This window comes from Kitasatospora sp. NPDC058965 (assembly GCF_042741245.1).
GTDB lineage: Bacteria > Actinomycetota > Actinomycetes > Streptomycetales > Streptomycetaceae > Kitasatospora.
Window position 1 is genome coordinate 16,374 of the sequence record NZ_JBHYKG010000004.1, and the last position, 23,723, is coordinate 40,096.

Annotated in this window: 23 protein-coding genes and 1 tRNA gene; 8 read left to right on the forward strand and 16 right to left on the reverse strand. The window is 69.1% G+C overall.

Annotated features, from left to right (window positions below):
* Positions 1–128: 128 nt before the first annotated feature.
* The 6 genes from ACFW1A_RS01450 to ACFW1A_RS01475 form a co-directional block, all read right to left on the reverse strand.
* On the reverse strand, positions 129–956 hold the full coding sequence (locus ACFW1A_RS01450) for an ABC transporter ATP-binding protein (protein ID WP_380402128.1): 828 nt from the start codon (positions 954–956) through the stop codon (positions 129–131).
* Entirely contained in the window at positions 949–1,887 is a 939-nt protein-coding gene (locus ACFW1A_RS01455) for an ABC transporter permease (protein ID WP_380402131.1), read from the reverse strand. The genes ACFW1A_RS01450 and ACFW1A_RS01455 overlap by 8 nt, the downstream gene beginning before the upstream one ends.
* A 108-nt stretch (positions 1,888–1,995) precedes the next feature.
* Positions 1,996–2,886: a glycosyltransferase family 2 protein gene (locus tag ACFW1A_RS01460; protein ID WP_380402134.1), complete on the reverse strand. Its 891-nt coding sequence runs from the start codon at positions 2,884–2,886 to the stop codon at positions 1,996–1,998.
* Positions 2,883–3,620 (reverse strand): CDP-alcohol phosphatidyltransferase family protein, encoded by a 738-nt coding sequence (locus tag ACFW1A_RS01465; RefSeq protein ID WP_380402302.1) that lies wholly within the window; start codon positions 3,618–3,620, stop codon positions 2,883–2,885. Before ACFW1A_RS01465 ends, ACFW1A_RS01460 begins: the two co-directional genes overlap by 4 nt.
* A gap of 94 nt (positions 3,621–3,714) precedes the next feature.
* The gene (locus ACFW1A_RS01470; RefSeq protein WP_380402137.1) at positions 3,715–4,776 is read right to left on the reverse strand and encodes an iron-containing alcohol dehydrogenase family protein; all 1,062 of its coding nucleotides are present in this window, start codon (positions 4,774–4,776) and stop codon (positions 3,715–3,717) included.
* Positions 4,764–5,519, reverse strand: coding sequence for a sugar phosphate nucleotidyltransferase (locus tag ACFW1A_RS01475; RefSeq protein WP_380402140.1), 756 nt, complete (start codon positions 5,517–5,519; stop codon positions 4,764–4,766). Before ACFW1A_RS01475 ends, ACFW1A_RS01470 begins: the two co-directional genes overlap by 13 nt.
* Before the next feature lie 495 nt (positions 5,520–6,014).
* On the opposite strand from ACFW1A_RS01475, the gene idi reads away from it, so the two are divergent.
* Positions 6,015–6,632 (forward strand): isopentenyl-diphosphate Delta-isomerase, encoded by a 618-nt coding sequence (gene idi / locus ACFW1A_RS01480; RefSeq protein WP_380402143.1) that lies wholly within the window; start codon positions 6,015–6,017, stop codon positions 6,630–6,632.
* Between the two features lie 42 nt (positions 6,633–6,674).
* On the opposite strand, the gene ACFW1A_RS01485 is transcribed toward idi, so the two are convergent.
* Positions 6,675–7,226 (reverse strand): ATP-binding protein, encoded by a 552-nt coding sequence (locus tag ACFW1A_RS01485; RefSeq protein ID WP_380402146.1) that lies wholly within the window; start codon positions 7,224–7,226, stop codon positions 6,675–6,677.
* 299 nt (positions 7,227–7,525) lie between these two features.
* On the opposite strand from ACFW1A_RS01485, the gene ACFW1A_RS01490 reads away from it, so the two are divergent.
* Positions 7,526–7,610: transfer RNA gene (locus ACFW1A_RS01490), tRNA-Leu, on the forward strand.
* A gap of 193 nt (positions 7,611–7,803) precedes the next feature.
* Here ACFW1A_RS01490 and ACFW1A_RS01495 read toward each other — a convergent pair.
* The 6 genes from ACFW1A_RS01495 to ACFW1A_RS01520 all read right to left on the reverse strand — a co-directional run bounded on the left by ACFW1A_RS01495 (position 7,804) and on the right by ACFW1A_RS01520 (position 11,379).
* The gene (locus tag ACFW1A_RS01495) at positions 7,804–8,472 is read right to left on the reverse strand and encodes a recombinase family protein (RefSeq protein WP_380402149.1); all 669 of its coding nucleotides are present in this window, start codon (positions 8,470–8,472) and stop codon (positions 7,804–7,806) included.
* Positions 8,473–8,573: 101 nt separating this feature from the next.
* On the reverse strand, positions 8,574–8,786 hold the full coding sequence (locus ACFW1A_RS01500; protein ID WP_380402152.1) for a hypothetical protein: 213 nt from the start codon (positions 8,784–8,786) through the stop codon (positions 8,574–8,576).
* Positions 8,786–9,184: a hypothetical protein gene (locus ACFW1A_RS01505; RefSeq protein ID WP_380402155.1), complete on the reverse strand. Its 399-nt coding sequence runs from the start codon at positions 9,182–9,184 to the stop codon at positions 8,786–8,788. Before ACFW1A_RS01505 ends, ACFW1A_RS01500 begins: the two co-directional genes overlap by 1 nt.
* Positions 9,185–9,431: 247 nt before the next feature.
* On the reverse strand, positions 9,432–9,746 hold the full coding sequence (locus ACFW1A_RS01510) for a hypothetical protein (protein ID WP_380402158.1): 315 nt from the start codon (positions 9,744–9,746) through the stop codon (positions 9,432–9,434).
* A gap of 213 nt (positions 9,747–9,959) precedes the next feature.
* Positions 9,960–10,382 carry a hypothetical protein gene (locus ACFW1A_RS01515; protein ID WP_380402161.1) on the reverse strand — a complete coding sequence of 141 codons (423 nt, stop codon included), beginning with the start codon at positions 10,380–10,382 and terminating at the stop codon, positions 9,960–9,962.
* Positions 10,383–10,710: 328 nt separating this feature from the next.
* Positions 10,711–11,379 (reverse strand): Crp/Fnr family transcriptional regulator, encoded by a 669-nt coding sequence (locus ACFW1A_RS01520; protein WP_380402164.1) that lies wholly within the window; start codon positions 11,377–11,379, stop codon positions 10,711–10,713.
* A gap of 149 nt (positions 11,380–11,528) precedes the next feature.
* Between ACFW1A_RS01520 and ACFW1A_RS01525 the strand changes: the two genes are divergently transcribed.
* The 3 genes from ACFW1A_RS01525 to ACFW1A_RS01535 are packed head-to-tail and all read left to right on the forward strand — an operon-like array spanning position 11,529 to position 15,215.
* The gene (locus ACFW1A_RS01525; RefSeq protein ID WP_380402167.1) at positions 11,529–12,113 is read left to right on the forward strand and encodes a Pycsar system effector family protein; all 585 of its coding nucleotides are present in this window, start codon (positions 11,529–11,531) and stop codon (positions 12,111–12,113) included.
* A 52-nt stretch (positions 12,114–12,165) separates the two neighbouring features.
* Positions 12,166–12,996, forward strand: a complete 831-nt coding sequence (locus tag ACFW1A_RS01530) for a hypothetical protein (RefSeq protein ID WP_380402170.1) — start codon at positions 12,166–12,168, stop codon at positions 12,994–12,996.
* Entirely contained in the window at positions 12,993–15,215 is a 2,223-nt protein-coding gene (locus ACFW1A_RS01535; protein WP_380402173.1) for a hypothetical protein, read from the forward strand. Before ACFW1A_RS01530 ends, ACFW1A_RS01535 begins: the two co-directional genes overlap by 4 nt.
* 45 nt (positions 15,216–15,260) lie before the next feature.
* On the opposite strand, the gene ACFW1A_RS01540 is transcribed toward ACFW1A_RS01535, so the two are convergent.
* The gene (locus tag ACFW1A_RS01540) at positions 15,261–15,632 is read right to left on the reverse strand and encodes a hypothetical protein (RefSeq protein ID WP_380402176.1); all 372 of its coding nucleotides are present in this window, start codon (positions 15,630–15,632) and stop codon (positions 15,261–15,263) included.
* 117 nt (positions 15,633–15,749) lie between these two features.
* Between ACFW1A_RS01540 and ACFW1A_RS01545 the strand changes: the two genes are divergently transcribed.
* Positions 15,750–18,743 (forward strand): restriction endonuclease, encoded by a 2,994-nt coding sequence (locus ACFW1A_RS01545; RefSeq protein WP_380402179.1) that lies wholly within the window; start codon positions 15,750–15,752, stop codon positions 18,741–18,743.
* A 139-nt stretch (positions 18,744–18,882) separates the two neighbouring features.
* On the opposite strand, the gene ACFW1A_RS01550 is transcribed toward ACFW1A_RS01545, so the two are convergent.
* Together ACFW1A_RS01550 and ACFW1A_RS01555 are read right to left on the reverse strand one after the other, a co-directional pair.
* The gene (locus ACFW1A_RS01550; RefSeq protein WP_380402181.1) at positions 18,883–19,812 is read right to left on the reverse strand and encodes an ADP-ribosylglycohydrolase family protein; all 930 of its coding nucleotides are present in this window, start codon (positions 19,810–19,812) and stop codon (positions 18,883–18,885) included.
* An 84-nt stretch (positions 19,813–19,896) separates the two neighbouring features.
* A complete protein-coding gene (locus tag ACFW1A_RS01555; RefSeq protein ID WP_380402184.1) occupies positions 19,897–21,465 on the reverse strand; it encodes a hypothetical protein in 1,569 nt (522 codons plus the stop codon).
* A gap of 374 nt (positions 21,466–21,839) precedes the next feature.
* On the opposite strand from ACFW1A_RS01555, the gene ACFW1A_RS01560 reads away from it, so the two are divergent.
* Positions 21,840–22,154 carry a hypothetical protein gene (locus ACFW1A_RS01560; RefSeq protein WP_380402187.1) on the forward strand — a complete coding sequence of 105 codons (315 nt, stop codon included), beginning with the start codon at positions 21,840–21,842 and terminating at the stop codon, positions 22,152–22,154.
* Positions 22,155–22,162: 8 nt separating this feature from the next.
* Entirely contained in the window at positions 22,163–23,434 is a 1,272-nt protein-coding gene (locus ACFW1A_RS01565) for a serpin family protein (RefSeq protein ID WP_380402190.1), read from the forward strand.
* Positions 23,435–23,723 lie beyond the last annotated feature (289 nt).

Genomic DNA, 23,723 nt, shown 5'->3' on the forward strand with positions numbered 1-23,723 from the left:
CCGGCGCGCCGGGCCCTTCTCATCCACTCGGCGCACACTACGGGGCGCGTGCGAACTGGGCACGCGCTCCGCACGCGAACCTGCCGGTCCCCGACGGGCACCGGCTCTTTCGCTCGGACTGCGGCAGGTCAGGGGCGCTCGCCGCGCTCGTACATGCCGACCACCTCGTCGGTGGGACCGTCCATGATCAGCTTGCCGGTCTCGATCCAGATCGTCCGCTCGCAGGTGTCCCGGATCGCGTTGTTGTTGTGGCTGACCAGGAAGACCGTGCCGGCCTCCTTGCGCAGCTCGCGGATCCGGTCCTCGCTGCGCCGCTGGAACGCCTGGTCGCCGGTGGACAGCGCCTCGTCGATCAGCAGCACGTCGTGGGTCTTGGCCGCCGCGATCGAGAACCGCAGGCGGGCCGCCATGCCCGAGGAGTAGGTGCGCATCGGCAGGTTGATGAACTCGCCCTTCTCGTTGATGCCCGAGAAGTCCACGATGTCCTGGTAGCGCGCCTTCACCTGGGCCGGGCTCATGCCCATCGCCAGGCAGCCGAGCACCACGTTGCGCTCACCGGTCAGGTCGTCCATCAGCGCCGCGTTCACGCCGAGCAGCGAGGGCTGGCCGTTGGTGTAGATGGCGCCGCGCTCGGTCGGGAGCAGACCGGCGATCGCCGACAGCATGGTCGACTTGCCGGAGCCGTTCGAGCCGATCAGACCGATCGCCTCGCCCTTGTACGCGGTGAAGCTGACGCCGCGCACCGCGTGCACCTCGGTGATCGCGGGCGAGCGCTTGCGGGCGATCAGGCGGGACAGGGCCGAGGTGGCGCTGCCCTTGCCGGCCGAGGCGCCGTGCACCTTGTAGACGATGTGCACGTCGTCCACCACGACGGTGGGGGTGCGGGTCTCCTTGGCGTGGGCCACCGCGCGGGCGTCGCGCTCGTCGCGGTCGGTGATGGTGGTGAGGTCAGCCACGTCCGTACTCCTCCTCGGACTTCCAGAAGAACACATAGCCGATCACGAAGGCGACCACACCCCAGCCGGCGGCCAGGGCCCAGATGTGGTGCGGCAGCTCCAGCGCGTTGCTGCCGTACTTCGACTTGTCGTAGATCATCGGCGCCATCGCGTGCCGGACCAGCTCCATGTAGACCGAGGCCGGGTTGATCTCGGCGAGCCGCTGCGCCCAGTGCGGAGCCTTCTGGATGTTGTGCTGGATGCTGTACATCACGCCGGACAGGTACATCCAGGTGCGCAGCACGAACGGCATCAGCTGGGAGATGTCACTGGTCTTCGCGCCGACCCGGGCCATCATCAGGGCCAGGCCGGTGTTGAAGAGGCAGAGCAGGATCAGCGCCGGGATCACCTGGAACCAGGTCATGCCCGGCATGATCCCGTTCGCCAGCACGATGACGACCAGCACCACCATCGAGATCAGCAGCTGCTGCAGCTGGATCACGGTGAAGGCGATCGGCATGCAGGCCCGCGGGAAGTGCAGCGCCCGGATCAGGCCGAGGTTGTCCGAGATCGCCCGCGTGCCGGCCTGGATCGCGGACTGGATGAACTGGAAGATGAAGACGCCGATGCAGAGCCAGGCGATGTACTTGGGGACCGAGTTCCCCTTCAGGATCAGCCCGAAGACCAGGTAGAACACCGCGCAGTTCAGCAGCGGGGTGACCACCTGCCAGAGCTGGCCCATCTTCGCCGTCGTGTACTGCGCCACCAGGCGGGCAGTCGCGAAGGCGACGATGAAGTGTCGACGTCCCCACAGTTGCTTGGTGTAGGCCACGACCCCGGGCCGCTTGCCGCTGACCGTCAGGCCGTACTTCTCGGCGAGCTGCTTCTGGGACAGCCCGGTATCAACACCCCCGGGGAGCGAGAGGTTGATCGGTTCACTCACTGTCGACACATTCGTCCTTCACGAATCGGAAGTCCGGCTGCTGGCCGGGTGCAGAAGCCGGACTCTCGACGGATCACGGGGGGAGACCGCCCGGGGCTGGTGGCCCGGGCGGGGTGATCAGATGACCGGAGGTCTGCCCAACCTGGTCAGTTGCCATACAGTACGCCACCGCATCGGACGCCGAGCACCGCAGGGTGTCCGCCAGCCCGCCCGGAATCCGCCCCACCAGGCACGCCGGGCCTCCCCCGAGGGTCGGCGGGCCAGGGTCAGCAGGATCCAGGTGCAGAGGTAGAGCGGGACCAGCAGCGCCGGCAGGTTCCGGCGGGCCAGCCAGACCCGGTTGCGCGCCACGTTGTGGAAGTAGGTGGCGTGCCGGGCCGGGGAGGTGGTCGGGTGGTGCAGCACCACGTCGGCGCGGTAGTCGATCGCCCAGCCGGCGTCCATCGCCCGCCACGCGAGGTCGGTCTCCTCGTGGGCGTAGAAGAACTCGGCCGGCAGCTGCCCCGCCTGCTCGAAGACCGCGCAGCGGACGGCGCTGGCGCCGCCCAGGAAGGTGGTCACCCGGGACGAGCGCAGCGGGTCGCTGGCCCGCAGCCGCGGCACGTGGCGGCGGGCGGTGGCCCCGGTCTCCGGATCGGCGATCCGGAAGCTGACGATGCCCAGGCCCGGGTCCGCGGTGAACGCCTCGCGCAGCAGCTTCGCCGAGTCCTTCAGCGGCAGCAGCCCGTCGTCGTCCAGGAAGAGGACGGCGTCCACCTCCCGGCCGTTCGGGCCGAACAGCTCGATGCCGACGTTGCGCCCGCCCGGGATGCCCAGGTTCTCCGGCAGCTCGGCGGTGCGGACCCCGGCCGGCAGCGGCGGCAGCGGGGCGCCGTTGCCGACCACGGCCAGCTCGACGGCCGGGCCCTCCTGGTTGAGCACGGAGTCGATCAGCGCGTTCAGCTCGGCGGGGCGGTTGCCCATGGTGATGATCACCGCACCGAGGCGGAACTCCTCGGCGGTGCTCATCGCAGCCTGCTCGACAGCACGATGCTCAGCAGGTGCAGCACGGTCTGCAGCATCGCGATGGCGGCCAGCAGCACCACGGCGAACCGGGTGAAGTAGAGGTGGCCCTGCACCGCGTCCGCGATCCCGGCGGCCAGGATCAGCAGCGAGGCCTCCACGGCGCCGACCAGGCGGTGGAACTTCAGGAAGGCGGCCGCCTTGCGGGCCTTGGCCACCCCGGTCGAGCGCGGCACCGAGGCGCTGTCCTCGACCGCGGTCATCCCGCTGCGGGCCCGGGCCACGTCGACCAGGTCGGTCTCCGACTTGATCAGGATGGCGCCGAGCGCGGCCAGCGTGCCGAGGAAGGCCCACTCCCAGTGCGAGGCGGTGCCGTCGCGGTGGAACAGGTCGGCGGCCCGCAGGCCCAGCCCGGTGAGCAGCGCGGCCTCGGACATGTAGTGGCCGACCCGGTCCAGGTAGACACCGGTCAGCGAGGTCTGCCGGCGCCAGCGCGCCACCTCGCCGTCCACGCAGTCCAGCAGCAGGTAGACCTGGATCAGCAGGGCGCCGGCGATCGCCCCGGCCAGGCCCGGGATCACCAGCGCGGCCCCGGCCAGGATGCCGGTGAGCATCATGAGGTAGGTCAGCCCGTTGGGCGTGATCGCGGTGACCGTGGAGAGCACCCGGGTGATCCGCAGCGAGATCTTCCGCATGTACAGCCGCCCGGCCCAGTGCTCGGCGCTGCGCCGCTGGAGCATGCCCTCGGGGTGGATGACGGCGCGCAGCTCCTCGATCGAGGGGCGGCGGGTGAGGTCCACGGGCGGTCGGCCGGCGGGGGCGTCCGGCGCGGACTCAGCAGTTGACGGCTTGGACATAGTCGGCGTACGCGTCCCTGATGGCTGATGGGGAGAGGTCGAGGTGCTCGAGGATGGTGAAGCGACCCGGACGGGTGTTCGGAGCGTAGTGCACCGCTTCGGTGAACTCCGCCTCCGAGAACCCGATCTGATCGGCGGTCACCGGCAGTCCGTGGGACCGCAGGCGCTCGACGATCAGGCCGGTCACCTCGCGTTCGCCCCGCAGGTGGCTGGCGAAGGCGGCCCCGAGGCCGACCTGCTCGCCGTGCTGGGCGGATCGCTTGGGATGCAGCACGTCCAAGGCATGCGAGATCTCGTGGCAGGCTCCCGACGAGGGCCGGGTGCTGCCCGCGATGCTCATCGCGATGCCGGACAGTACCAGTGCTTCCGCGAGCGCCGTAAGGAGGTCCGAGTCCTCCAGGCTGCCCGGGTGGCGCAGCAGGTTCTCGCCCGCGGAGCGGGCCATCGCCACGGCGAGGCCGTCCACCGGTTCCCCGGTCTCGCGGTGGGAGAGTTCCCAGTCCGCGCAGGCCGAGATGTTGGAGATGACGTCGCCGATGCCTGCCGCCACGAAGCGCCTCGGGGCCTGCTGGATCACGTCCAGGTCGACCACGATGCCGATCGGTGCGGGCACCCCGTAGGATCCGCGTCCCGCGTCGTTGTCCAGGGTCGAGACGGGGGAGCAGATGCCGTCGTGCGCCAGGTTGGTGGCGACGGCGACCACGGGCAGCCCGACGCGCGCGGCGGCGTACTTGGCGGCGTCGATGATCTTACCGCCCCCCAGGCCCACCAGGACGTCGTAGTGCCCGCCGCGGAAGGCCTCGGCCAGCCGCACCGCGCCGTCGAGCGTGCCGTCCGCCCCGTCGAACCAGTCGGCGCCCGGCAGCAGCGGCTCCAGCCGCTCGCGCAGCCGGGCCCCCGAGCCGTTGCTGATCGCGACCGCGACCCGGCCGGAGGCGGACAGCCGCTGGTCGGCCAGGATCCCGGCGAGCGACTCCAGCGCGCCCGGGCGGACCTCGACGAACAGCGGGGAGGGGATCAGCCTGGTCAGTACCGGCACGCGATCTCCCGCGCCCGCGCCAGGTCCTCGTGGTTGTCGATCTCGACCCAGGAGACCTCGCCGATCGGCTGCACGTCGATCCGCAGCCCCCGGTCGGCCATCTCCTGGTAGCCGTCCTCGTAGTACAGCTGCGGGTCGCGCTCGAAGGTGGTGCGCAGCGCGTCGCTCAGGTCGGCGGCGGCCGACGGGTTGATCACGGTGACGCCGATGTACTCGCCGGTCGCCTCGGCCGGCTCCATCAGCTTGGTGATCCGGCGGACCCCGGTGGCCGGGTCGACGATCACCTTCATCTCCTCGTCGGCCAGCTTCTTCACCGTGTCCAGGGCGAGCAGGATGCCCGGGTCGCGGCCCTCGGCGATCAGCCGGTCGTTGCCGTCCAGCATGGTGCGCTGGACCGAGGCGGGGTGCACGGTGTCCCCGTTGGCCAGCAGCAGGCCCTCGGCGAACAGCTCGCGGGCGCACCAGAGGGAGTAGGCGTTGTTCCACTCCTCGGCCTTGTCGTTCTCGACCAGGGTGAGCTTGACGCCGTACTTCTGCTCCAGGGCGTCCTTGCGGTCGTGGACCGCCTCCTTGCGGTACCCCACCACGATCGCCGCCTCGCGCAGGCCGACCTCGGCGAAGTTGCCCAGGGTCAGGTCCAGCACCGTCTTCTCGCCGTCCACCGGCACCAGCGCTTTGGGCAGGGTGTCGGTGTACGGGCGGAGCCGGCGGCCGGCTCCGGCCGCCAGAACGAGGCCGATCATGCGGGTCTCCTGCTTTCGTCGTGCGTGCTGCCCGTGCGGCCCGTGCGAAGGCGCCCGGGCTGCGGCGGTGCCCGGACGCTGGCGCCCGGACGGGTGCTGCCCGGGCGGTGCGGCCCGGGCACGGGCGGGCGCGGTGGCGTGCGCGGCCCAAGGTGATGGTAGGCGACCGAGGTGACCGGCCCGAACGCGCGGCGAGGTGGGTGTGGTGCTGCCCCGGGGACCGGGCCGGCAGGGGCGTGCGGTGCCCGTGCACGCCGGTGATCTGCCAGGGTGCGCGCCTGTTCCGTCCCCGTCAGGGTGCTCGTGCGTCGAATCCGTCCCCACACCTCGCACATGGGGCAGACTGGGGCACCGATGCCCTCCGTATCCGGCTGAGTCCGCGGCCCGCGCCGCCTCGCCCGCACGGGGGGCGCACTGCCGTCCGCTGGACCGGGGGGGCTTGCCCGGGCCGCGCGCCCGGGTGGCGGCGCCGGTCCCCGTGCCGAAAGAGGCCCCATGCCCGAGAGCCCGACGCCCACTGCCAGTGCCAGTGCCAGTGCCATGACCGGTGCGACCAGTGCCGCTCCCGCCCCCACCGCCGAGATCCTGCTGGAACTGGTCGACGACGCGGGCGTCACCATCGGCACCGCCGAGAAGCTCTGGGCCCACCAGCAGCCGGGCCACCTGCACCGGGCGTTCTCGGTCTTCCTCTTCGACCGCCAGGGCCGGATGCTGCTGCAGCGCCGGGCCCTGGGCAAGTACCACTCCCCCGGCGTCTGGTCGAACACCTGCTGCGGCCACCCCTACCCCGACGAGCAGCCCTTCGTCGCCGCCGCCCGCCGCACCTCGGAGGAGCTCGGCGCCGCCCCCGCCCTGCTCTGCGCGGCCGGCACCGTCCGCTACGACCTGCCCGACGAGGCCTCCGGCCTGATCGAGCGCGAGTGGAACCACCTCTTCGTCGGCCTGATGACCGACGAGCTGCGCCCCGACCCGGACGAGGTGGACGACACCCGCTTCGTGACCGCCCGCGAGCTGAAGGAGCTTCAGGCGGAGAAGCCCTTCTCGGTCTGGTTCACCACGGTCTTCGAGGCGGCGCTGCCCGGGATCCGGGAGATCGCCGGGCACGACTGGTAGGTCGGCTCGGCCCCCGCCGCGCCCGCCCTCCCCCTCACCGCCCTACCCGCGCGGGAGGGGGAGGGCGGCCCAGATCACCTTCCCGCCGTCCCCGGTCTGCTCCACGTCGCAGGAGCCGCCGGCCTCCAGCGCGATGCTCTTGACCAGCATCAGGCCGCGGCCGCCGGTCTGCTCCTCGTCGCTCTGCACCGCCTTCGGCCGGTACGGGTGCCCGTCCTCCACCGCCACCCGGACCTGCCCGCCCCCGATGGTCACCTCGGTGGTCACCTGCGGCGTCAGCAGCGCGGCATGGGCCACCACGTTGGTCACCAGCTCGGAGACGATCAGCAGCAGCCCGTCGGTCAGGTCCTGGTACCGCTCGCCGACCAGCCCGCGCTGCCGCAACAGGTCCCGCACCGCGTGCCGCACCTGCGGCACCGACGACTCGTGCGCGCCGGCCACGATCCGCCACAGCCGCGTCTCCGCGTCCCCGACCGGTTCTCCGGGCTCCCCGGGCTCCCCCGGCTCTCCCCGGTCCGCCGCACCCGCCGCGTCCACCCCACCCACCTCCGCCGTACCCACCGGGCCTGCCGGGCCCGCCGCGGTCGTGGTCACACCGGTCCGCTCCACGCCTACCACCCTTCGTCCGGACTCGGGAGGCATCGCGCCGGCACCGGCCGACCTTTCGGGAACGGGGTGTTCCGTTCAGGGCTCCCCTACCCCCAGAGGCTAGGATCCCCGGCCCGACTCCCCCCTCCCGACCGACCAACTTGACCCGCCCCGACCATTCCCGCCCACTCCAGCCCGTTCCCGACCGAAGATGCCCAGGTGAGGACCACTCCCAAAGCCTGCTACTGTTCTCTCTGTCGCCACGGGAACGCACGGTAACGGGCCCCCTTGACGGCACACACCTAGTCCGGGTGGCGGAATGGCAGACGCGCTAGCTTGAGGTGCTAGTGCCCTTTATCGGGCGTGGGGGTTCAAGTCCCCCCTCGGACACACTCTTTCCCCACCGTGCTTGGTCTCCGAGCACGGTGAATCTGCGCCCGTTCCAGGCCTTCGGCCAGGTGCGGGCGTTCGTCGTTCCGCAACGTCCTGAGGTCGCCGTTCGTCTCGCTGGGCTGTCAGCTAATCAGGATCCTCTCGGCTCGCTCGGTGTCGGCGGTCAGGGTCCTGGCCGTCGCGTCGTAGATCAGCGCGATGCCTTTGGCGCGCAGGTACTCGACGGCGTCGAGGGCGGTGGGCGGCTCACCGGCCGCATCGCCGACTGCAGCTGTGAGGCGCAGGACGAGGGCCGGCAGGTGGGCCAGGAGCTGGTCTTCTCACACGTATGCGTTGCGCGGTCGGTCGGGCTCGGGGTGCTGGCGCTGGTGTGGCCGTGGCGGCAGCGGTAGCCGGGGCGTTGGTGGGTCCAGTGGGAGTCCATCCGGCGGGAGCACAGGCCGCAGTGCAGGATCCCGGCCAGCTGGTACGTGCGGCCCGGGGTCGCCTCGCGGGTCACGCGGATGTGCTGGGCCGCGACGAAGTCGGCCTCGCTGACCAGGGCCGGGTGCGCCTGCTTGTGGGAGATGGCCCAGTCGTCGGGGGTGTTCCAGCGCATCACGTCGCGGTGGCCGAGGGTGGTGTTGTCCGGGTCGATCAGCTCGTGGTCGGTGCGCTGGCGGTTCCAGACCTGGCGGCCGGTGTAGCGGGGGTTCGCCAGGATGGCCCGCACGGTGGGAACCTGCCAGTGTCGGCCGTCGCGGTGCGGGTTGCGGTCCGGGTCGGCGGCGGACGGGGGCGGGACCTGCGTGTCGTTCAGGGCGCGGGTGATCCGGGCGAGACTGTGGCCGGCCAGCCGCTGGGAGAAGATCCACCGCACGATCGGGCCGGCGTGCGGTCGGTGTCCAGCCGCCGCAGGCGCACGCCGGGGCGGGCGAAGGACCGGTTGGGGTGCGGGGCCGCGTCCACCAGTCGGTAGCCCTAGGGAGGCCGTCCGCCCAGGTAGCGGCCCTGGTCGCGGGTCTGGACAGTCATGGCGGAGCGGACCCGGATCCGGGCGCGGGTGACCTCGCACTTGGCGAGGATGCCGAGCAGGACCATCAGCTCCTCGTGCCCGGCGACCGTCGGGTCGACACAGCCACCCAGTTCAGGGATCCACACGCCCACGCCGTAGTGCTCGAACAGCGGCGCCATCACGCTGAACTGCGTCCCGTGGAAGGCGCGTTCACTCGAACCGATGACGATCGCATCGAACCCCCCGGGTCCGGATCGGTCAGCGCCGCGAGAAGAGCGCCGGCCTCCGGGCGGCGGGCCCAGGGCAGCGCCCTGCTGTGCCCGACATCGAAGAGCTCCGCCACCACACGGCCATGGCCCGAGACCAAGGACTCCGCCTGCAGCAGCTGCCAGGCCCGCGACGTGGCCGGGTCCTGGTGATCCTCGGTGGAGACCCGGCCGTAGAACGCGAACCGCAGCGCACCGCCCTCGGAGGCCGCCGCCGAGGCGTGCCCTCCTCGTTCACGCACCCACCCGCCCAGCACATCCGGGATGCCGTCCGGAGCGGCGGACACATCGCCACCGACTGCAGAAGTCACCGCCACGACTACACCTCCCACGGCTCGCGGCCACCACCGCACGTTCGAGCATGCCAACCCCGACGGGCCCCTCGCGAGAGTCGCGAGGATTTATCATCACGAACGGGTGAAATTCGATCAGAAACCCTGCACGCTGCGATTTCGGCCTCGCCCTCTCACGCGTCACCGTGCTCCGGCTGCGGACCTGACCTCCAGCTCCTCCATCGGGTCATCCCGCTGTGCCAGCCGCTCCCTCACCTGCGGAATATCAGGCGCCGAAGCGATGCCCAGCAGACAGCGCGTCCGACTCGCTGTCCCAGAGCGACTCGACGTATGCATGCTCCAGCCCCGCCGGGTCGATGGCCGCCAACGCCTTCAGATAGGCCGGCCGCTCGTACGAATGCGGGGTGCGCAGCCAGAAGCGGCGAAGCAGCGGCGCGGCTTCGGCCGCCTGCGGGCCGAAGCGTGCCAGTCCGGCTGCCAGACGCTCGGGTCCGCACCAGTCGCGCGCCTTCCAGCGGGCGACGAGCTCTCCAATGAGGACGGGGAGGTCCCGCGTTTCACCGTGTTCGGCCAGCACCATCGTCCCGGTCCAGGACAGCCATGGCCGCGCGTCTGTCGCCCACTCGCGCGCGGCTGGTACGGCGGTCGGCCGACCGCGCGCGAGGGCACGGGCAGGGGCCGTCGGCCGTCCGCGGTGACCAGCGAGGGCACCAGCGGGATCAGCGCCGACTCTGGCGGCCGCTCGGCGAGCGTACGCAGGGCGCTGGCCTTGACGCTGTCGGCCGCTCCGGGATCAGCGAGCAGCTCCAGCAGCCGGCTGCCGCTCAGTCCCGCCACAGCACTGGCGGGCGGACGTTTGCCGCTCGGCGAGGCGTTCTGCGGCCGAAGCTGCCAGCGCACCCACGGGTTCGCAGCGCCACAGCAGGGGCTCGTCCCCCGTGAGCCTGGAGCGCGCGACATCGGCCAGATCGTCCGACCACTCGACCGGCCAGCACCCGGCGACCGACTCCAGTACGTCCACCCAGTGTTCGCCCTCACGGATGTACGACCTCAGGACCTGACGGGCCTCCATCGACCCGGACCTAGCGAGCATTTCCAGCACTCCGGTGGCTTGCTCGCAGTCGTCATGGTCACCCGCCAGCAAAGAAATGACCGGCGCCGGCGACAGCTCAAGATCCCGGATCAACCTCACCAGGTAAAGATGACGCTCGTCCACCAGTGAGTCCCAGCGACAGTCCCGCCGAACACAGTCGTACACCAGCCCGCCGGCCGTCGGATCAACCCTGCGCCGAGAGTGCACCCTGGCCCCGCCCGCGTTGCAGCAGCCCTTCGAGCGTGCCGACCGGCGCGTATACCCACTCATCGCCTGGATCGCTGTTCATCGCGCGGAGCATGCCCGACACCCAGCACCTACGCCAGCCGTTTTCGAAGGCGCGAGGCCGATCCTCACACGAGCCTCGACCGCTCAGGACGGGTCAGCTGCGACCTGCCGGTTCACTGCTCATCGAGGGCGCGATAGCCCCTGCTGCAGCCGCGAGCTTCTGTCAGGTCCCGGCTCCAGGCCAGCGAGCGAGGAGCGCCGGGTCGCTTACCGTGACCTGTCCGCGTGACACGACGATTAGGCGGTGGTCGGTCAGTACACGCAAGACCCGCACCACCGACTCGCGGGAGGCGCCTATGGCGCCGGCGAGTTCCTGCTGATTGATGGTCAGTCGACGGGCCAGTCCGTTGGCCGCGTCAGGTACCGGGGTCCCATAGCTCTGGGAAAGCCTCGCGAGGACCAGTGCGGTGCGTGCGGTGGTCGGCAACGCGCCGAGGTCGGCCCTGCCGACGTCGGACTCCCGAAGCCGGACGGCCACGCTCCTCAGCACGGCGAGTGCAAGTCCGCCGTTTGCTTCCATGAGGGCGGTAAATCTCGGTGCCGGTACGGCCACCCCCGCCACTTCCCCCATCGCTGTCGCCGTGGCGGACCGGGGCCCGCCATCCACGCTGGACAGCTCTCCAAGCAGTTCACCTGGCCCGCGCAGGGCGAGGAGGCTGGTAAAGCCGGTCGCGGACACCGCGGTGACTTTCACCAACCCCTGTTGGAGCAGAAGCACTCGATCCGCGGTGTCACCCTCGCGTATCAGGAGCTCACCCCGCCGCCAGAGGACCTCCTGGCCCACAGACTTGATCAGGTGTCTCCACTCTGAGGACAGCGCAGATCCGACCACCGCTCACCCCCTTCGCGCTCCACCGTAGCCGCCTCCCACTCCGTCTGCGCCGTTTGACGCAGACGTTCCCCGCCGCTTCAGGTACCAAGATGACCAGTCGGTCGTCTCACGCGCACCGGCCACGGAGTTCCATCGACTGGGGGATCCACATGAGCGCTCCGAACATTGGTACCAACGCCCCCTCGTTCCCCGGGGCTTCGGGCGTCAACACCATTGCTACCGGTGCCGCAGGTGGGCTCGACGCGGCCTGGCGGATCCACGGCTCGCTATGTGACTGGGTCGGCCGCGTGGACGTCAAGGCATCGCTTGCTCTGAGTCTCGAAACAGCGGCTCTGGTGGCGATTACAACCCTCACGCAGACCATGCAGAGCTCCGGGACGTGCTCCGAGAGGCGTCAGACGGCCACCGTCGTAGACCTCTGGTTCAGCGCGGTACTCATCGCCGCTGGTCTCGTGTTCGCCATTGCGGCCGTCGCGCCCCGTATCGCTTCCCGTGGTGATTCGGACGACTGGCGGCACAACGCCATCTACTTCGGTCACCTGAGGCACTGGAACGCCGACGAGTTGGCGAACGAGCTCGCAGACCAGGATCTGCTGCCGGCGCTCAGCAGGCAGCTGGTGACGCTCTCCCGAATCGCCTGGGCGAAGCACGTACGGGTGCGCGTCTCCCTGGTCCTGGGCGGAATCGGGGTCACGCTGGCCGCCGTCCCAGCGATGATGAACGCCATGGTGTAGCCAAACTGACGACAACTCACCCGATCTGATCGACCAGAAAAGGATTCACTTCATGGACACCACCGTTCCAGCCCATCGTTGGGACCTGCCGCCTGAACGCGCGCTCTTCGCCGTCGACATCAAGGATTTCAGCAAGGCCCCCGATCATCGCCAGCCCATGCTTCGACGAGCCCTGGACACCGCACTGGAGTCGGCCTTCACACAGAGCGGCCTGGCAGCGGAGTGGAAGAACCCGGCGGGCATTCAGGACACCGGTGACGGCTGTATCCTCGTCCTCCCACCAGCTCGCAGCTGGCGGCTGGTCGACCCGTTGATTCGGGTCCTGAACGAGGAGTTGCACGGCTACGAGCAAGAGCGACAGCGTGTTGATCCGCCGCTGCTCGTACGGGTGAGCGTGCATATCGGGCCCATGCCCGAGAGCAACATGGCGGATGCCATCAACGACGTGGCACGATTCGTCGACAGCGACGCCATCCGGGCAGGCATCGCTGCTGCGGATGCCCATGGGAGCTATACCGCCCTGGCGCTGTCTGACGAGATGTACCGACGCGTGGTCCTCGGCCGCCGGAGCAGCCTTCTGCCGGAGCGTGACTTCCTCCCCGCGCCCGCGACCGTACCGGGCAAGAACTTCACCCGAACCGCGTGGATCCATGTGCCCAGGCTCAGCCCCGGTGTAGTAGCCCAATACCTGGAAAAGCACGAGGCGCACACCGTTCAGGACGAGGGCAACAACAGGGGGACCGCGGCACCTGCCGCCCAAGGCGGTGTCCAGGTGTCTGGCAACGTCAGCATCAACACCCTGGCCAACAACATCACCACGCTGCGGACGCAGCAGATCAACCATGCTGTCCGAGCCGCGGACGAAGGGCAGCTCCACGGGTGAACACCGACGACCGCCAGGCACCCGACGAACTGGAGGAGCTGCTCGCGTCGTTGCCCACGCGACACCAAGCTTGGGATCCCGACCTCGGAAGCCAGCCTCCGCTGCCCATTCCACCGCCAACTGCCTTCCACGCGGTCCAGTCCCCGCAGGACACGGTCCCCGCCCAGATCACCAACATCGATGTGCTCGCCAACAACATCGAGAACCTGATCCAGGAGACTCGGAAGCGCGATGTCCTCGACGGCACGGAGTTCAACCGGCAGGAACTGATCTACTCCGCTGCCTTCCTCCAACCGCCGGAGTGGCAGCAGGTCTGGTCCGACAGCGCCGACGCGCTTCGGCCGAGCAGCCGCCACAGAGTCCTCGTGATCGTGGCGCGCCGGGGATGCGGTGCCACCACCTTCGCCCGGCAACTCGGCGCCCGCCATACCGCAGCGGAGTCCACCCTGGTCGATCTAGAGGCAGACTGGCCTCAACCGTCCGTCGCACGACTTCCTCTCGAACCCCATCACACCTACCTGTTGGAGCTGAAGGACACCGACAGCGACTGCTTCGACAGCGACTTCCTCGACCGTCTATCGATGTTCGCGGAGAAGCTGCGCCAGGCCGGATCGCGTCTGGTGCTCACGGTCACAGCCGAACTGTGGGCCGGCCACCACAGCTGGTCCAGGCCGGGGATCAAGGTCGTTCACCTGTCGGAACCGCCAAACGCGCAACAACTCGTGGAGCACCACCTCCGTGCCAGAGGCCAGGCCTCGCTGATCCAGTACGTCCAGTCGACGAAAGCCAGGGAATCGATCCAGGGGCGGGACGCCGTCGAGGCCGCGCGCTGCGTGGAGACGGTCATACGCCAAGGGGCTGCCCACCAGCAGCGACAATCCACCGCCGACAGCACGGGTACACCCGGCTCTGTGGATCGTCCCGTGAGGTTGGAGCACCTGGCGTCCGCCGCCACACCGGCTGACGGCTTGCAGGTGCAGATCGAGCTGGCGCTGGCCGACTGGCGGGACGACTTCGACACACTCTTCAACGACCCTGGTAGACCGCCCGCTGCCAGGGACGCCCCGCTCTCGCTATCGGACCGCTGCCTGCTGCTCGCCCTGGCCATCCACCGCATCGCACCGGCATCGGTGATCGGTGAGGACGCCCACGCTCTGGAGAGGGCCATCGAAGTCGCATCCGGCGGACCACAGGCTGTCGGCTCGCCCAGCATCGGAGCAATCTTCGCCGGGCGAGGTCTCCGCCCGCGCTTGCTGGCACTTCTCGCAGACGTCGACTCTCGAGACCAGGTCACATTCGACCGCCCCGAGTACTCGGAGGCCGTTCTCGGCTATGTCTGGGACAACTTCCCACCGTTGCGCAAGGTGCTGCTGAAGTGGCTGGTCTGCCTGCCCGACCGTACTCTGATCGGCAACGATCCCGCGCCGCGCGCACTGTCCATTCTGATCCTCCGCCACAGGGATCCTCAATTTCTCGACGAACTTCGCGAGTTGGCACTCAAGGCCGACCGCGCGACACTCCTGGCAATCGTCACTGAACGTGCGCTCAAGGACGAGCACATGAGCGGCGCCACCTGGAAGTCGCTCACGAGATGGGCAACGCAGAGCACACAGGTCCGGGCGGTCGTCGCTGAGGTCTGCCAGGGAGTCCTGATCGACAAGAGCAGCACACAGAGCGCCCAGCGGTTCGCTATGACCCGGCTGCGAAATCTTGTCCAGACGGACGACCCCACACTCCGATCCCAGGTACTGGAGGTCTTCGACTCTCTCGCGCGCAGGCCCGCCATGCGCCCTGTGCTGGTCCGCGAAGTAGAGAACTGGCTGATCAGGGAGTGGCCCGCCCAAGCCGGGAAACTCGCACTGCTCGCCCTGATGAGCTGTGAGGACACCGGGCTTCCCTGGCTACTCGGCGCGGGATCCCCATTGAGGGAACCTGAACTTCGACGCGGCTTGCGGGAATTGTTCGGAGACGTTGCCGGGTCGCCCGAGATCATCGCTCGCGCGGCATCCTGGCTGCACGCTGCTGCCTCCGACCGCACCACCGCCGAGATCGTCCTCGGCCGACTCGCACCCGCATTGCGCGGCCACTCCCAGACCCGGGCAGTAGTGGATCTGTTGCAGACCGCACGCGAGATGGTCCTACCGGACGGCAGCCGGGTCATCGATCAGCTCTTCGAACACATCGCGCCCAGAGTCGTCACAGGAGCGGAACATTCGTGACAGCTCATCAGATCTGCTCGATCGCCACATGGTGGGCCCATAAAGTCAGCGAAACTGGTCAGCTAACCATCGACACTCGCCAAAGAGCAGAGCGCTGCCTGCTATGCGCGCCGCGGCCTCGGCCTCGTCGTGGCGGCCGAGCCCGATTAGGGACCCGACGAGGGCGTTAGTGACGGCCAGCCAGAGCAGGTCATCTCGGCCGTGGCGCTCGATGAGCTCACGGCACTCCCGCTCGGCAAGCTGAAAGTCGCCCAGGTGGGTCAGATGCTGGACGCGGTCGGACCCTGCGTTCAGCGTGCGGATGTTGTTCTCGCCGTACACCTGGGCACTGTGTACCCGCAGCGCCAGTGCCTCGTCGGCAGCCTCGCGGTGGCGGCCCTGAGCGCCGCGTGCCCGCAGTTTAATGTCCCAGGCCACCAGCCCGATCTCGTCCGGGCCGGTCGGTAACGACCATGGACGCCGCCAACAGGGCAACGCGTCGAGGGATCCCGCTCGCATGTTGCTGCAGCTCTAGGATGAGCGACGGATGCTCTGATGCTGCGTGGATCCACACCGGCGATCGAGAAGGGGGTGGGCATGCAGCCCGTGGAGGCAGGTATCGATGATGAGATCTGGGAGGAACTCGCCCCCGGCCACCGGCTTGTCGGCCCGCCACCAGATCTTCCACCGCCGCTCCAGGTCACCGCACCGCTGCTACTCAACGCTGATCAGCTGTCGTGGGAAAGCCTTGAGCACCTCATCGTGGCTCTGGCCCGCGAGGTCGACGGCGCGACCCGCGCCAGGCTGTATGGCAGGAGAGGGCAGAAACAACACGGGATTGACGTCGTCGGCTACTTCGCCGATGACAGCCTGACGGCATATCAAGCCAAGCGTTGGAAGAACTTCGCCGCCGACGACCTCACCGATGCCGTTCGCGAATACGCGGATGGGAAGCGTCCCTTCGCTGCTGACCGCTTCGTAGTGGTAACTACCGCCTACATTGGTGACACGGCCGTGGAGCAGCGGCTCCGGCAGCTCCAGGTGGAGTACCACCCGTTGGACATCGACCTGTGGGGCTGCCAGCAGCTCTCAGAAAGGCTGTTCAGGCAGCCTGAACTGGTGGCTCGCTTCTTCGGACGCGCAACCGCAGAGATTTTCTGCTCGAGCGAGACCGTGACTGCAGCGAGCCGTACCGGCAGGCAGGTCGGTGCGGACCTCCGTGGATTCACCGATCCATTCGCACTGGACGTCCACCGTGTAATCCAGATCGAAGGCGAGGCCACGAGCAACCACTTGCCGCTCCTTCCTGCCTACGTCACCCGCAGGCACGACCTTCAGCTGGGAGAGGTCGTAGCCGCTGCCGCGGGCGGTCTGAGCAAACTCGTTGTACTCGTAGGTGACTCTTCCACGGGCAAGACTCGTGCCTGCTGGGAGGCGCTCCATAAGCTGCCCGCTGGTTGGAGACTCTGGCAGCCGATTGCCCCCAGCCCTGCGCAGGCGCTCCTCGACGGTGTGGGTTCTGTGGGCCCACAGACTGTGCTCTGGCTTGACGAGCTCGCACCGTTTCTTTCAACGCCTGGAAGTGGGCAGGGCGAACTGGTCGCTGCCGCGTTGCGCGACCTGCTCAACGATTCCGCTCGACGACCAGTCTTGATACTGGGAACGGTTTGGCCCAAGGACTGGGATCTGCTCACCGCCCTCCCTGAACCGGGGAGACCAGACCACCATCGACAGGCTCGCACGCTCCTTTCCGGGCGCAGCGTGCCGGTGCCCCCCGCCTTCGACGAGTCCGCACTGAGCGACGCACGGGAAGCGTCACGAACCGACAAGCGGTTCGCCGAGGCTGTCGAGGTAGCCCGCGACAGGCGGATCGCCCAATATCTGTCTGCTGCTTTTGCCCTGATGGAGCGTTACTCCACGGCGCCGATCTCCGCCCAGGCAGTGCTTCATGCCGCGATGGATGCTCGGCGGCTCGGTTGCCGAAGGGAGCTGTCTCATGCGCTATTAGAGGCGGCCGCCGTCGGCTACCTCACCGACGACGAGTGGGACAGCTTGCGTGACGGCTGGTTTGATGATGCGCTGTCGTTCCTTGGTCGACCATGCCGGGGCGCAACCAGTCCGATCATCCGGATCCGTCCGCGTCCCGGCGACATGCTCGGCAACATGACGCGCTATCGCCTAGCTGACTACCTCGACCAGTTCGGCCGGTCAAGCCGAGCGATCATTGGCGCACCGGACACACTCTGGAGCGCACTGCCCGCACACGCGGATCAGGGCGACCTCGGGCATCTTGCTTGGACGGCGAGGAACCGCGGTCTCTTTCACCACGCCTTCCTCCTCCATCTGCGCGCGGTGGAGGAGGGAAATGAGGACACTCTCTGGCTGGCTGGCGATCTGATGGAGCGAGCCGGTCAGCATGAGCAGGCACTGCAGTGGTACCGCCGCTCGGCTGAGGCAGGCGATAACGACGCGTACGGCAACGTGGTTGCCCTCTTTGCTACCCTTGACCGGCAGGACGACGCCATCGAATGGCTCATGAGGCGAGCTGAGGCAGGAGATGACCTGGCCCTGTCGTGGGCCGCTGAGGAGATCGCCGAGATTCGAGGCGTGGACCAGGCGCTCAACTGGCTGAACTGCTTTATTGAGCGCGGAAATGCCGATGCTATCCTCGCAGCCGCGCAGATCTTGGAAGAGACCGGGAATCCCGCCGAAGCAGTCAACCTCTATCAACGGGCGGCAGAGCTGGGGGACACGCTTGCGCCCGTACGCTTCGCCCGCCTTCTCTTGGAAACCGCCGGCGCGAAAGAGGCACTCCAACGACTTGACGAGTTGGAACGGCAGGGCATCACAGATCTACGTGCCAGAGCCGAGTTGCTAGACCATGCCGGCCAGTCGGTCGAGGCCCTCGCATGCTACAAACGGGCCGCAGCTGACGGCAATGGCATGGTGCTTGATGCCGCAGCCAAGCTCGCGGTCCAGTCTGAGGGGATCGAAGCCACACTGTCATGGCTTGAAGCTTGCGTGGCTAGCGGGTCAATAGTTGCATCGGCAGTTCTTGTCAATGTGTTGCTCAGTGACGGGCGCACCGACGATGCATTGCATTGGTGCAAGCAGAATTTGTCGCGATTGAATCTTCCCGCGTTTCAGATGGCCTGCGAGATTCTGCAGGCCACAGGCGGCACCGAGGAAGCAATTTCCTGGTTGACCGACCTAGCCGACCAGGGCCACGGATTCGCCCTATGGCGCATGGCGGGTCTTTCGGAGGAGAATGGGCGGATCGACGAGGTAACAGTAAAGGTCAAGGAGCTGGCGAACCGCGGCCAGACGACAGCGCTTCATCTCGCAGCATTCCTTACCGCTCGGGTAGGAGCCAAAGAAGAAGCAGTCGAGTGGTACCGAAGGGCCATTCTGGCTGGCGAGGCCTTCGGCATTGCCGAGCTGGCGGACCTGCTCGAGGAGCTGGGCAAAGCTGACGAGGCGGATCGCGTCCGCCGATACGGGCTCACGCCAAGCGGCCGGACAGCCACCGGACAAACAGTCGCTGGATGAGGACACTGCTGAACCTAACGGTCACCGTAACGCCCCGGACGTACCGAGGCGTTGGGAGGCCGGCCTGATTACCAGTGACCATCCGGACGCCGGCTGGGGCTCCTGACCCCATAGCACTACCCAGGTTGGGCCACGGCTGTCAGGCGGCGAGGCGGTGCGCGAGGTCGAGCATCTCCGGCAGGCGCAGGACGCGCCCGGCGTGGCCGGGGAGTGGCACGTGGAGGGGTTCTGTCCAGCGCGTGGAGATGGCGTCCAGTCCGTACAACGCACCCGCCAGGCCACCGGTGACAGCGGCGACCGTGTCGGTGTCACCGCCGAGATCGACCGCGGCACGCACCGCCGCCTCGAACGAGGTCGTGGTGCGCACCACCCAGACTGCCGAGCCCAGGCAGGGCCACACCGCGCCGTTGAACTCCGTTGCGTCGTCCGGATGCCAGGTGGGAGCCAGGACGGTTTCGTAGCGCGCGCGATGATGGGGACTCACGTGGGTGAGGATCTCCGGGAGGCCGGCCAGCGGGTCGTCGCCGGCCAGGGCCAGGCGGACCAACTCGTGGAAGATGGCCGTGCCCTCCCAGGCCGCGCCGTCGCCGTGGGTCAGAGCCGAGATCCGTCGGGCGGCATCCATCGTCGCCTGCCTGCCGTCGCGGGCGAAGTACACCGCCGAGGTCGCGGCCCTCATCAGCGAACCGTTGCCCGCCGCGCGCAGGTTGACCTGGAAGTGGACGGCAGCGGCCAGGTCCCACGGCATGCCGTTGGTCAGGACGTCCTCCGTCTGCACCCCGATGTCCTTGGGCTCGGACGCCGCCCAGCGCTGGAAGCGCGCGAACATATCCGGCAGATCCAAGCCGCCGCGCTCCAGCAGCGACTCGGCGACCATCACGGCCATCTGCGTGTCGTCGGTGGCCTCGCCAGCGTCCCAGCCACCGCCACCACACATCTCACCGCCTGGTAGTGACATGGGGAAGCGACTCGAGAACGCCCCGGCAGGGCCGAACTCGAACGGAGCACCCAACGCGTCCCCCACTGCCGAGCCGACCACGGCTCCCGCCGCACGCTGATCGTCAATCACATCGTCAGGCTACCGGGCCCCTCGCTGGCTCTCAGCCGTCCAGCTGCCCAGGGTGCCCCGCACCTGGCTCAGCCGAAGGAACCGTCAGCCACCCGCGCTGTCGGGCTGATCAGGAACGGGCGACGGGGCGCCGTCCAGCATCGCTGTTGTCTCCCGGGCCAGCTGGTGCAGAGCCTCTGTCGGGCGGGGCAAGTCCGGCAGCAACGCGGTCCCGGCAGCGAGCGCCGCCAGGGCCACGGCAGGCGGGCCGACCGTCGTGGCTTCCTGGGCGATGCGGAAGTGCTCCTCCGTGACACTCAAGCCGAGGCCGAGCGCGCGCCAAGTGAGAGTAGGGAGCTGCGGTTCCGGAAGGTCGAGGCCGAGTGCCAGTTGGTCCGTGGGTGGTGGCGGAGGCGGGCCGTCGAGCACGACGACGGCCTGCTGCAGGGAGCGCCAGGCTGCCTCGACGTCGCCTGCCCTGCGCTGAAGCGATGCGAGGTCGACCAGCGCCGCGCCGCGACACGCGGGGTCGTCCTGGAGGGACGCGTGCAAGTGCCGGGCGCGGGCTGCCTGGGCGAAGTCCGCGAGTCTCGTGAGCTCACCGGCAAGGCCGGCGAGCAGCGCGGCGTCACGTGGCCCGGCGTCGTCGAGCAGACGCAGCAACGCGGTGCGGGCCAGCTCGGTGCGCCCCTGGCGGCGGGCCAGCTCCGCCCAGGCGAGCTCGGGCTGGTCCTCCGGGTCGACGCCGTAATTGGACTCGTCGAACTCGGCTGCCCACCGACTCAATTCCGCTGCGGTGCCCGGGAATCCTCCGAGTAGGCAGTGGGTGTCGAAGCTCGCCTCCCGGAGCGAGCGCAGGTGCTGGTGGTCCTGGTCCTGGCCGTGCAGGCCCACGAGAACGGCGGCCAGACGCAGCTCCTCCGTGGCGCCGTGCTGGGCCTCGTGCTCGAGCAGAACCCGCAGGAACGGCAGATCCGTCGCGCGTCGGTCGTACTGAGCCGCGCGCAGGGCCGTCGTCCGCCGCGCCGCATCGCCCGCCACCTCGGACCAGCGGGTGGGATCAGTGCGTAGCAGGGCCAGGTCCGTCTGCCCGGGCGCGAGGACGATCTGCCACAGCGGTGGGCGCGGCAGGCGGTCCAGCAGCATGTAGGCGCAGCCCTCGTGCGCGTTGAGGAGCAGGAAGTCGGGCTCGGTGCGCAACAGGGCCTGGTGCAGGCGCCGGATCAGCTGCGCTGGCGGGATCTCGCGCAGTCCCAGTGCGGCGAGCAGGGTGCTGCGGTCGGCGTCGAGGTCCGGGCCGTAGTACTCGCGCAGGTCGTCCTCGGTGTCTGCCGCTGCGGCCGAGAGCATGGCGTCGTCGGCGTGCGGGTCGAGTCCGGTGTAGTCGTGCCAGCCCGGCAGGCCGATCAGCACTTCCAGGGCCTCGTCCACGCAGTCGGCGATCAGTCCGGCCTCGCCCTCGGAACCGGCGTACAGGACCTCGCCTCCCGCGCAGACGAAGAACGTCCCGCCGGTGTCGTCCCCCGCCACCGCCGCCAGCCCCGCACCCGAGGCCAGCCGGACGGCCTCGACGTGCTCGTCCCGGGCGATGTCGAAGTTGAACGGGTACGCCGCGAGCCCAGCGAGATCGGGACGCTCCCGGAGCAGTCGGAGAGCGCGGTGATGGCCTGTCATGGTGGGACGCTAGCAGCAGGCTCTCCGACTCAGCTGCCGCCCTCGGTTCGTTTCGGGTTGGCCGGATCCTGCTGAGCACTGCACAATTCCATGCCCTTGCCTGCAACGCGCCCGCGGAATGTCGGGGGTTGGACGGTCACGACCGCTGGCCACCGCGACCTCCCAATAGGGCTTGGCAGGGGACGATCGTGATCCGCTAGCGTTCCGGCCATGGCAGCGGAGCGTTCGACGGGTCCCACCGGCTTCAGGTAGATCCGCCAGGAGGTACCTGGCGGTGCTACCCAGGGAGTCCTGTGGCCCGCACTGCTCACCATGTCCCACCCGCCCACGCTGGACCGCGAGACGGCTGGTGGTCCGGTCGGCCTTGGAGGTCCGTGGATCTCGTCGACCTGCGCTACAGCACTTGGAGTCTGGCCGAAGCCGCGCAGGAGCGTCGCCGACCTCAGCCCCGGGCGGTCCGCCGGCGGGTGAACGTCTACTCCTGTGCCCGCTCCGTCGTCCGGGACCGCTCCGTATCTCGGCTGGCGGGCCGTGAGGAACGCCGGGCTCGGCAGCGGCTCCGCACCGAACTCGGCGTCGTCCAGCGGCAGCTCAATGCGCGCACGGACGGGAGGTCTTCGCTCGCCCGTACCGATTTCCCGGGCATCGTCCCGGCTCGCCACCGCCACAGCGCGCTCTGGCTGGCCTGACCCGGCTGGTGACGATCAACTCGTTGGCCGGCACACACGTCTCGGCCGTACGCTCCCGGGATCAGGTGTTCCTCGAAGGGGTGGGGATGACGCTCAGATCCACCGTCCGGGCCGTCAACGCGTTGACGGCGCGCTGGGCTGCCGCTCTGCCGGACCGCGGAACGGCTCTTACCGCCGCCGGACTGTGGCCGCTGCTCGCGCTGCTCGCCGACGGCGCCGGCGGAGCTGCCCGCCAGGAGCTCGCGGAGGCCGTCGGCGTCCCGGCGAACGACGCCGCGTCCGAGGCGCGGGGCCTGCTGGCGGCGATCGGTGCGATGCGAGGCGTGCGGAGCGCACTAGGCCTGTGGACCCACAAGGCTCTGCCGCTCGAGCCGAGTTGGCTGGCCGGGATCCCCGACCGGCTCCATGAGCAGCTCAGCGGCGACGCGGTCGCAGACCGGACTCGGCTCGATGCGTGGGCGGCGGAGTGCACCGACGGCTGGATCGCGTCGATGCCGGTCGGCGTCGACGCGGACACACGGCTGGTGCTGGCCTGCGCCCTGACGGTCCGGACCGACTGGATCCGCCCGTTCAACACCGGCGGAATGGAGGCCGAGTCCGGGCCGTGGCAGGGCAAGGACTTGGCCAGTCTGTGGCGAGTCACTGCGCTGCTCGACCGCGTCGGAGTCGCGCAAACGGAGATCGGCCCGATCACCGTGCTGCAGGTCCTCGGTGCCCAGGGAGTCGACGTCCACCTGTTCCTGGGGCCGGCGCAAGCCGCGCCGGACCGCGTGCTGGCCGCCGCGGTGCGGACCCTGGACCAGCCAAGGACTGTACTGCCGGGCAACCAACTCCCCTACGGCGAACCGGGGCCCGGGCTGACCGTCGAGCGCGTCCCCAGCCTCGACGGTGACCCGCGCCTGGTGGTGGAAACAGTGCCGTTCACCGTCACCGCCCACCACGACCTGCTCGAGAACCCCGACGTGTTCGGGCTCCGGACAGCAACGGACCTCACCCGAGGGCACTTCCCCGGCATCAGCAGCGAGCCGCTCGCCGTCCAGGCAGCGGCCCAGGCGATGACCGCCACGTTCGGTGCGCGCGGCTTCCGCTCCGCGAGCGTCACCGCGCTGAGCCTGGCAGCTGCGGGGATACCGCAGTACCGCTACCGCGTCCGCAGGATCAACGCCCGCTTCGACCGGCCCTTCGGCTTCCTCGCCGTCCATCGCACCTCACGGCTCGTCCTGAACGCCGGCTGGGTCACCGAACCCGACGCCCTCGACGAAGAGCCCTGGGAGGACTGAGCCCGTGATGCGGACCGCAAGGCCACGACCAACCGCTGGGTGACGTGCGGAACCTGCCCAGGGTCGGCCGAGAAGAGGAGCAACCAGCGCGCGACCGGATAGCGCAGCCGTCCCTCCGGCTACTCCCGATGCACCATCACGCGATGAGCCATCACTCAAGCGAGTGACTTGGAAGTGCCTCCCTACCGCCACCGGCATGGCTCTGGCACCCTGATATTGAAGCCACAGGACTACGACCGCCGTCGGCGGTCCCGCAATCATCAGGCAGCACCCAGATCCAGCACCCCCA

What these genes read in the sequence shown, in the direction of transcription:
- idi (WP_380402143.1), top strand. Translation starts at nt 6,015, where the DNA reads ATGCCCGAGAGCCCGACGCCCACTGCCAGTGCCAGTGCCAGTGCCATG.
- ACFW1A_RS01465 (WP_380402302.1), bottom strand. Translation starts at nt 3,620, where the DNA reads ATGCTCCAGCGGCGCAGCGCCGAGCACTGGGCCGGGCGGCTGTACATG.
- ACFW1A_RS01525 (WP_380402167.1), top strand. Translation starts at nt 11,529, where the DNA reads ATGAGCGCTCCGAACATTGGTACCAACGCCCCCTCGTTCCCCGGGGCT.
- ACFW1A_RS01545 (WP_380402179.1), top strand. Translation starts at nt 15,750, where the DNA reads ATGCTGCGTGGATCCACACCGGCGATCGAGAAGGGGGTGGGCATGCAG.
- ACFW1A_RS01530 (WP_380402170.1), top strand. Translation starts at nt 12,166, where the DNA reads ATGGACACCACCGTTCCAGCCCATCGTTGGGACCTGCCGCCTGAACGC.
- ACFW1A_RS01555 (WP_380402184.1), bottom strand. Translation starts at nt 21,465, where the DNA reads ATGACAGGCCATCACCGCGCTCTCCGACTGCTCCGGGAGCGTCCCGAT.
- ACFW1A_RS01510 (WP_380402158.1), bottom strand. Translation starts at nt 9,746, where the DNA reads ATGGTGCTGGCCGAACACGGTGAAACGCGGGACCTCCCCGTCCTCATT.
- ACFW1A_RS01460 (WP_380402134.1), bottom strand. Translation starts at nt 2,886, where the DNA reads ATGAGCACCGCCGAGGAGTTCCGCCTCGGTGCGGTGATCATCACCATG.
- ACFW1A_RS01475 (WP_380402140.1), bottom strand. Translation starts at nt 5,519, where the DNA reads ATGATCGGCCTCGTTCTGGCGGCCGGAGCCGGCCGCCGGCTCCGCCCG.
- ACFW1A_RS01500 (WP_380402152.1), bottom strand. Translation starts at nt 8,786, where the DNA reads ATGGCGCCGCTGTTCGAGCACTACGGCGTGGGCGTGTGGATCCCTGAA.